Annotated in this window: 5 protein-coding genes; 4 read left to right on the top strand and 1 reads right to left on the bottom strand. The window is 68.6% G+C overall.

Translation table 11 applies throughout. From position 1 onward, the window contains the following. The 4 genes from E4N62_RS45510 to E4N62_RS45495 all read left to right on the top strand — a co-directional run. Positions 1-226 (top strand): hypothetical protein (locus E4N62_RS45510; RefSeq protein WP_230224211.1); only part of this gene is annotated, 226 nt, incomplete at its 5' end. Positions 227-802: 576 nt separating this feature from the next. After that, positions 803-3,754 carry a hypothetical protein gene (locus E4N62_RS45505; RefSeq protein WP_230224209.1) on the top strand — a complete coding sequence of 984 codons (2,952 nt, stop codon included), beginning with the start codon at positions 803-805 and terminating at the stop codon, positions 3,752-3,754. Positions 3,755-4,161: 407 nt separating this feature from the next. Beyond that, positions 4,162-5,499 (top strand): hypothetical protein, encoded by a 1,338-nt coding sequence (locus E4N62_RS45500; protein ID WP_230224207.1) that lies wholly within the window; start codon positions 4,162-4,164, stop codon positions 5,497-5,499. A gap of 30 nt (positions 5,500-5,529) precedes the next feature. Beyond that, positions 5,530-6,180, top strand: a complete 651-nt coding sequence (locus E4N62_RS45495) for a hypothetical protein (RefSeq protein ID WP_230224205.1) — start codon at positions 5,530-5,532, stop codon at positions 6,178-6,180. Positions 6,181-6,204: 24 nt separating this feature from the next. Here the strand turns inward: E4N62_RS45495 and E4N62_RS45490 are convergent. Beyond that, positions 6,205-7,457, bottom strand: a protein-coding gene (locus E4N62_RS45490; RefSeq protein WP_230213881.1) for an IS3 family transposase whose coding sequence is annotated in 2 segments (ribosomal slippage) — positions 6,205-7,175 and positions 7,175-7,457 — 1,254 coding nt in all. Because the reading frame shifts where the segments join, the coding sequence is not laid out codon by codon here. Positions 7,458-7,467 lie beyond the last annotated feature (10 nt).

Below are 7,467 nucleotides of genomic sequence, written 5' to 3'. Positions count from 1 at the left end.
TTATGCCGGAAGCTGGCGCGGCCCTTGGTTTGTTGTGAATTTTCCTGGCGGAAAATTCTGGGTTGTTAGTGGATTTTGTTTCTGTTTTGCCTGGCGGCAAAATTTTGTTTTGTTTTGCTTGAGGCTGGCGCGGCTCTTTCTTGGGTTTTGGTTGGTTTTTGCCGGAGCGCTGTTCCGGTTGTTGACGGACTGTTGGTGGAGTGTGGTGTCATGCCGGGTGGCATGACTGGGGTTAGTGTCGGCGGGACTGGTGGCCCGCGGGTGTGTGGGGTGAGTGGGCTTGTGCTGGGTGGGTTGTCGAACGTGGCCTGCTCGTCATTGGCTTGAGGGGGTGTTAGATGTTCTGGGCTGCGGTGGCCTGAGCGTGTGTCTTGCGGTCGGGGTGTCACGGGTGGGCGGTGTATGGGTGTGGTGCCGGTGGCTGGGCCTGCCGCTGTCGCGGCTGGGGGCGTTGTGGGTTAACTGAGCGGTTACGGTGGGCTGGTGTCCGATCCTCTTTCTGACGGTGAGCAGGCTGAGCCGTCGTCAGCTGTGTGCGGGGTGCGTTCGGAGCTTGTGTCGGCGCTGCAGGCTCAAGGCAGGCACGGGCAGCGGGCGTTGGGACTGTTACTGGATGCCGCCCATGTTCTGAACTGGTCTGCGGAGTTCCGGGCGCCGTATGAGGTGGCTCAGTCGTGTCTGCGGGGTGCGCTGGACAGCGTCCTGCATATCGCGGGTGAGGATTTCCCTGGGTTGCGTAGTGCCGCTAGGGCGGTCACCGAGGCGGCTGGGGCGGTGGCTGATGCCCGGCGGCATCAGGGGGGTGGGTGACGGGGAGATGGACGTCCTCGTGGGTGCGGTCGAGGAGCTGCGTGCCGAGCAGGCGGAGCGTGGCGGGTTCCGCACTCGGCAGATCGGGCACTTGGTGGCCGAGCAGACCCGGCAGGAGATGGGGCTGGCCGAGACGGAGGCGGCCCGTAGTTGGAGTGCTTTTTACAGCACTGCCTCGGGTGTGCTGCATGGGTCCAGCAGTGGCGCTGATGAGGCGCGCCGGCAGTTCGATGACGTCACGGCCGCCATGGAGCAGCTGTTTTTGGGTTTGCCGGAGCGGGCGGACCGGTTGCGGGAGCTGGCCCGGTTGGAGGTGCCGGTAGAGCAGGATGCTGTCGAGGTTGCGCGGATGACCGACCCGCGGGCGGGGGTGTACTTCTTCCGTGCCGCGGAGAGTACGCGCTGGCTTGAGCTGCTGCCGCTGTACCGGCTGCTTCCGGAGGAAGGGCGCTGGCCGGCCGCGCCGTATCTGCGGCGGTTGCTGGCCGATGAGCCGGAGCGGGTGTGTGCCTGGGTGAAGGAGCACCTGGAGCCGATCCGTGCGCAGGGGCCGGGTGCGCTGTCGCAGTCGGTCGCCGTGGTGAGCGAGGCGGGCATGGCGGCGTGCCCGCTGCTGACGAGACTGGTGCGGGAACAGCCGGAGCGGTTCGTCGTGCTGCGGGCCGCGTACTGGACGGTGGACATTCCCGTCGCCGAGCGCACCGGGGCGTGGGTCGCTGTACTCGAAGGCATCCTGCGGGCGAGGGAGTTCACGACGCATGAGTCGTGGGAGAGCGGGCTGCTGCTGCGGACGCTGGTGGATACCGCCCACCCCGGGGGGCGGCTGCGCACCGGTGGGGACCGGCTCGGCGTGATCATCCGCTTTGCGCTCGCCGGCGTGCTGGCCGACTATCTTGGCGACGAGGACGCGCGCTTTCAGGCCGAGATCGTCAACGATCTCGGTGAGGTCACGTTGGCTGACCCGCCGCATGCGATCGTGGTGACGCTGATGCGGGCCGTGCTCGATCTCGCCCTGGCCGAGGCACGGCTGGGCGTGCCGGTCGCGCAGCGGCTGCGGGGCGTGCACGGCAAGCTGGCGCAGGACGCGTACCGGGGGCGGCTGGTGGCGGTGCATCTGGCCGAGTCCTGGCCCCTGGACAGCGAGCGTCCCGAGGCCGCGGCCGGATGGTGGCAGGCTGCGCTCGGCGCCGCGCGGGAGGTCGGCGGCGGGACGTGGCCGAGCGCGGACCTCGCCGACTTCCTCGCCCTCCTGGACGTCCACTGCCCCCAAGAGCTGCGGACCGAGCTGGAGGAGGCGCTCACCGAGGGCCTGGGCGCACCGCCCACCGCAGAGGAGATGGGGGCGTGGGCCGATGCCTTTCCCGGGCCCGTGCCCGCCCGGTGGCGCATCGTGCGGGGCCTGTCCCCCGTGCTGCCCGAGGCCGTGCGCGCGCCCTGGCAGCCGGTCCTGGACCTGCTGGAGGAGAAATACGGGCCACCCGCCGAGCGGCCCGAGCCCGTCGTGAAGATCACCAGCTGGGTGGAGTCCTTTGGCGGGCTGTCCCTGGAAGCCTTCGCCGCGCGCGCCCAGGCCGACGGGGTGGTGGCAGCCGTCGCCGAGCTCGCCGCTGCTCCCGTGCCGGGGGACGACGATGATGAGGATGGCGGGGAGGGTGCGCGTGCCGGGCTGCTCGGCGAGCTCGTCGCCCAGGACCCGGATGCCTGGGCCGCCGAGCCGACTGCGATCGCGGCGGCCGCCGCACGCCCGGCGCTGCAGGCCGCCTACTTCAACGCCCTCCACCACGCCGCGACCAGCGGCCACCTCAGCCCCGACCGGCTGGGACCCCTCGCCGAGGCCGCCTTCGCCGTACGGCCGGGGGAGGATGGCGTGCCGCAGGCGGCGCGGCTGCAGCTGGTCATCTCCAACCTCCTGCACCGGCTCTGGAACACCGGCGCCTCCGTGGAAACGGTCGAGGCGGATGCTGTGGCCTGGCTGCGCACGCTCATCAACGGCTGGAGCACGCCCCGTCTGGACACCTCCTTCCCGCTGGGAACGGCCACGGCGGCGTCCGGCGGCAGCGCCCTGCTGTCGTTGACCGCCTGGGGCATCCAGTACGCCGTGCGCACCGACGAGGGGCTGCCCGAGCCGTTGACGGCTGTCTTGGAGGAGCTGTTGGGCGCCGAGCCGGACGACCAGGCCCTGGCTGTCATCGGCTTCGGCCTCGGCCAGCTCCACCACTACGACCCTGGCTGGGTCACCGACCACGCCGACACGCTGCTGGCCCTGGATGAGGCCTGGCGTCCCGCGCGTATCTGGCTCACCCACGGCCGGCCCGACCCTGTCCTGCTGGCCCGGTTGGACCGTGCCGGCCTGTGGCAGGCCCTGTGCGCACCACACGCCGAAGGAGCCCTCGACCGGGTCTTCCTCGCCCTCTTGGACGAGGCCGAGCCCCTCGGTGACGCCGGTGAGTTCCTCACCCAGCTCGCAGGCCGCACGGGCGGCAGCGAGGCAGTCTCGGTGATGCTGTCCCGGCTCGCCACCTATACCGCCCGCGCCGAAAGCAGCACGGTGGCCGGGCGGGCCGCCGCCATCTGGCGCGCCGCCCTCGATGCCGGCCTCCCGGCTGCCGCGCTGCACGGGGCGGGGCACTTCGCCTTCGCCGACAGCCTCGATGAGGACACCTGGCTGGGGCTCACCGCCGCAACCATCACCCAACAACCCGACCAGGAAGACGCCGACCACGTCGCCGAACGCGCCGCCCGCACCCCCACGTCTGGCGCTGCCCAGCTCATCGCCGCCGCCACCCTCGACCACGGGCCCGCCGACAGCCACCGCCGCACCGCCACCATCCGCCACGCAGCCGCCCTCTACGCAAACGCCCCCGCCGGGAACACCCCCGAGCGTGAAGCACTACGCATCGCGCTGATCAACGCCGGAGCCATCGACGACGCCTACCGAAACTGACCGATGCCTGCGGAAGTCGCACAACCTCGAGGGACACCAAGCATCGCGCAGCGACTCGCCCGCGGCGCCGTCGGCGCCAGCTCGTGCCTGCCGCTGTCCTGACAAAAGCAGCGCGGTGGGTCGTACGGCGCTGATCGCGTGACGCTCCAGGCGCCCTGCGGTACTCGAGGACAGGACGGACCACGCGCCCGGGCCCACACTCACCAGACGCGTCCCACATCCAGCGAAGGACCTCGATCACTTCCGTGCGGTCGGACCACTGCACGTACAGGGGCGACAACCGGGGCGCACGCACAGGCTGAGCCTGAGGAAAGGGAGTTACCTCAATTTGCCCTCACCGTGGTCCGGGTGAAGCATGGAACTACGGGCGCTGCAACAGCGTGAACCTGCGTCAAGGGAGTATTCCCATGACCAATGCCCAGACGGTCGCGCTCGCCGGGGGTGCCACAGCCGATCTCTTCCTTCTCCGCTATGACAGCGACGGCACGCTGCTCAGCGTGGAGACGGAGAAAAAGGTCAAGAGGGCACTCGCTACCTCCAGCGATGTCTTCCTCTTCTCGCACGGCTGGAATAACGTCTTCCAGACGGCGCTGGACCGCTATCGCAGCTTCATCACCGGATACGCCGGGCAAGGGCAAACGTACGGCGTTCCCAAACCACCGGGCTACAAGCCACTCTTGATCGGTGTCATCTGGCCATCGACCAGCTTCGTCTTCCCGTGGGAAGCAGGCCCGGCCATCGCAGCGGCACCATCACCCGATGGCAGGGAAGCCGCCGAGGTGGAGGAAATGCTGCAGCTACTCACCGAGTCGCTGCCTGCCCCTGTGCGTGCAGCGTTCGTCGAGCACATCGACGGCCGGACCGCCCTGGGACGTGACGACGCGCTGCAGCTGGCCGACCTGGCTCTGCAGTTTCTGCGTGGTGAAGACGCCGACGACGGCGGCTCACGCCGGCCGAACGCCTCGGAATTCCTTGACGTCTGGGCGCAGCTGGACGGAGGGGACGAGACCTTCGACGACGACTCCAGCAATGAGATCGGGCTGGTCCAGGAGGTCGACGACGAGGCCGTCGGCATGGCCGGAGGCTTCTCCCTCGATCCACGCAACCTGCTGCGGGCTGCGACGGTGTGGAAGATGAAGGCCCGCGCCGGGGATATCGGTGCCCACGGTGTAGGCCCGTTGGTGGGGCACATTCTGAGCAAGGACGGACCTCGACTGCATCTGATCGGCCACTCCTTCGGTGCCCGGGTGCTGCTGTCGGCACTGGCGACCGCGGCGCCGCCCCGCAAGGCCCATTCGATGCTGCTGCTTCAACCGGCCGTGAACCGCTGGTGCTTCGCTTCCGACGTCGCTGGCACCGGCCGGAAAGGGGGCTACCACGCCGTGCCGGAACTGGTCGAGCGGCCGGTGCTCACGACACTGTCGAAACATGACGGCCCCCTGCACAACTTCTTCCATCTCGCGATGCGCGGCAGCCACCTCGGCGAGCCGGACATCGCCGCTGTCGGAAACCCCGACCTGTACGGGGCTCTGGGCGGTTACGGTCCGAGCGACAACCGGCAGGGACGGACAGCGCGGCAGGATGCGCTCTCGCCGCAGGACCGCTACGACCTCGCCAACGGCGCCCGAGTAATCGCCGTCGACGGCAGCCTCAGCATCGGCAACGAGCCCGCCATCCCCAGCCACGGCGCCATCAGCAGCCCGGTCACATGGTGGGCACTGCACTGCCTGACGCGGCCCGACTGACTCCGGCCGGCCCCAGAACAAGGAGCCGCCATGACCTCAAAAGATCTGCCTCACCGCTCCGGTCCCTCGGACCAGTTCGGGCCAATGGTGCTTCGAGTGGGTCTGGATCTCGCACCGCGGGAACCTGACGTCTACACCGAGCTGGTCACATATACGCGTGGAAGGGAGCCAAGAAGCCTCTGGCATGGGCATTTTGGCCCGCAGGACTTCGGACTGCCGGAGGGCACTGGTCTCTCTCGCGAACTGCGGGTCCCGGACAGTCTGGCCAGCGCAGTCTCCGAAACGCTCGGCACGTTCCCCTTCGACTGGTCGGCGCTGTGGCTGCGTCTCGTGCCCCCGTACGGACAGCTGGGGGCGGTGCCCTGGGAGGAGAAGCTCATTCGCAGAATTGGGCGGACGCTGCTGCGGGTACCGGACCAACTTCCGGCGCCTGCAGACTCGGGACCGTGGCAGAGCATGGCCATCGTCGTAAATGCCGGGCCGCACGCGTCCTGGGCGGCCGAGTGGATTCGCAGTTTCGGCGCGCGGTTTGCGCGACAACGCCCTTACATTGTCCAACACTTCTTCCCTGATCTGCCCACGTTCGAGGCTCTCGCGCCGAGCCCCGAGGAGGCAGAAGTTCCGGGAGTGGTCCACGATCCCCGGCGGGCCGCTTCCATTCACCAGGAGCGCGCTGCTTGAACCGCCCCGGGTTCGGTGGAGATCTCAGTTGGTGGCTGTGAGCTGGGTTTTCGTGGTTGCTCGGTAGTAGTTGGCTTCGTATTCGACGGGCGGAATGTGCCCTATCTCACCGTGGAGCCGGCGGTGGTTGTACCAGTCGACCCACTCGGCGGTGGCGAGCTCGACGTGCGAGAGCGTCTTCCACGGCCGCTGCGGTTTGATGACCTCGGTCTTGAACAGACCGATCGTCGACTCCATGAGCGCGTTGTCGTACGCGTCGCCGACCGAGCCGATTGAGGCCGCGATGCGGGCCGCGTCGAGGTGTTCGGCGAGGCGAAATGAGGTGTATTGCGACCCGGCGTCGGAGTGGTGGACCAACTCGCCAGGGGCCGGCGGACGGCCGTCGCGGTCGCGCTGCCACAGCCCCATGTCCAGGGCGTCCAGGACGAGTTGGGTCTCCTTCGACAACGACGCGGACCAGCCGACAATGCGACGCGAGAAGGTGTCCACGACGAACGCGACATAGACGACGCCCGCCCAGGCCGCGACGTGTGTGAAGTCGGCGACCCAGGTGCGGTTCGGAGCCGGGGCGACGAACTCGCGGTCGAGCAGGTCCGGGGCCCGGGCGGCGGCCGGATCCGGCATGGTGGTGATGACCTTCTTGCCGCGGACGGCGCCGGCGATGCCGAGCTCGCGCATGAGGCGCTCGATCGTGCAGCGGGCCACCTCGTGGCCCTGGCGGTTGAGCTGTCGCCAGACCTTCCTGGCGCCGTAGACCCGGTAGTTGGACTGGTAGACCTCCTGGATCAGCTCCTTGAGTTCCTCGTCTCGCACCGCTCGCGGAGAGGGGCTTTCGAGGCGTTTCTTGCAGGCGTAGTAGGTGGAGGGGGCGATCTTGCAGCTGTGCTGGGTCAGTACGCGGCAGATCGGCTCGACGCCGCCGAAGCGGTCCCGGTGCTCGTCGATGAACGTTACGAGCGAGGAAGTGGCCGGTCGAGCTCGGCCGCGAAGAAACTCGCCGCGGCCTTCAAGATCTCGTTCGCGCGCTTGAGTTCGGCGATCTCCTTCTTCATCGCCTTGATCTGCGCGGACTCCTCGCTCGTCGTCCCCGGCAGGGTCCCGGAATCGATCTGGTCCTGGCGGACCCACTTGCGCAACGTCTCGCGCGAGCCGATGCCGAGCTTCGCCATCACCGCGTTGATCGCGGCGGACTCGGTCGGGTAGTCACCGCGGACCTCGGCGACCATGCGCACCGCGCGCTTGCGCAGCTCAGGGGGATAGGAGGAGGGACGTGCCATGACTCTGATC

The sequence above is a fragment of the Streptomyces sp. MNU76 genome (assembly GCF_020982545.1).
Taxonomy (GTDB): domain Bacteria; phylum Actinomycetota; class Actinomycetes; order Streptomycetales; family Streptomycetaceae; genus Streptomyces.
Note: the sequence above shows the minus strand (reverse complement) of the source record. Positions and strands in the feature narration are given on the sequence as shown.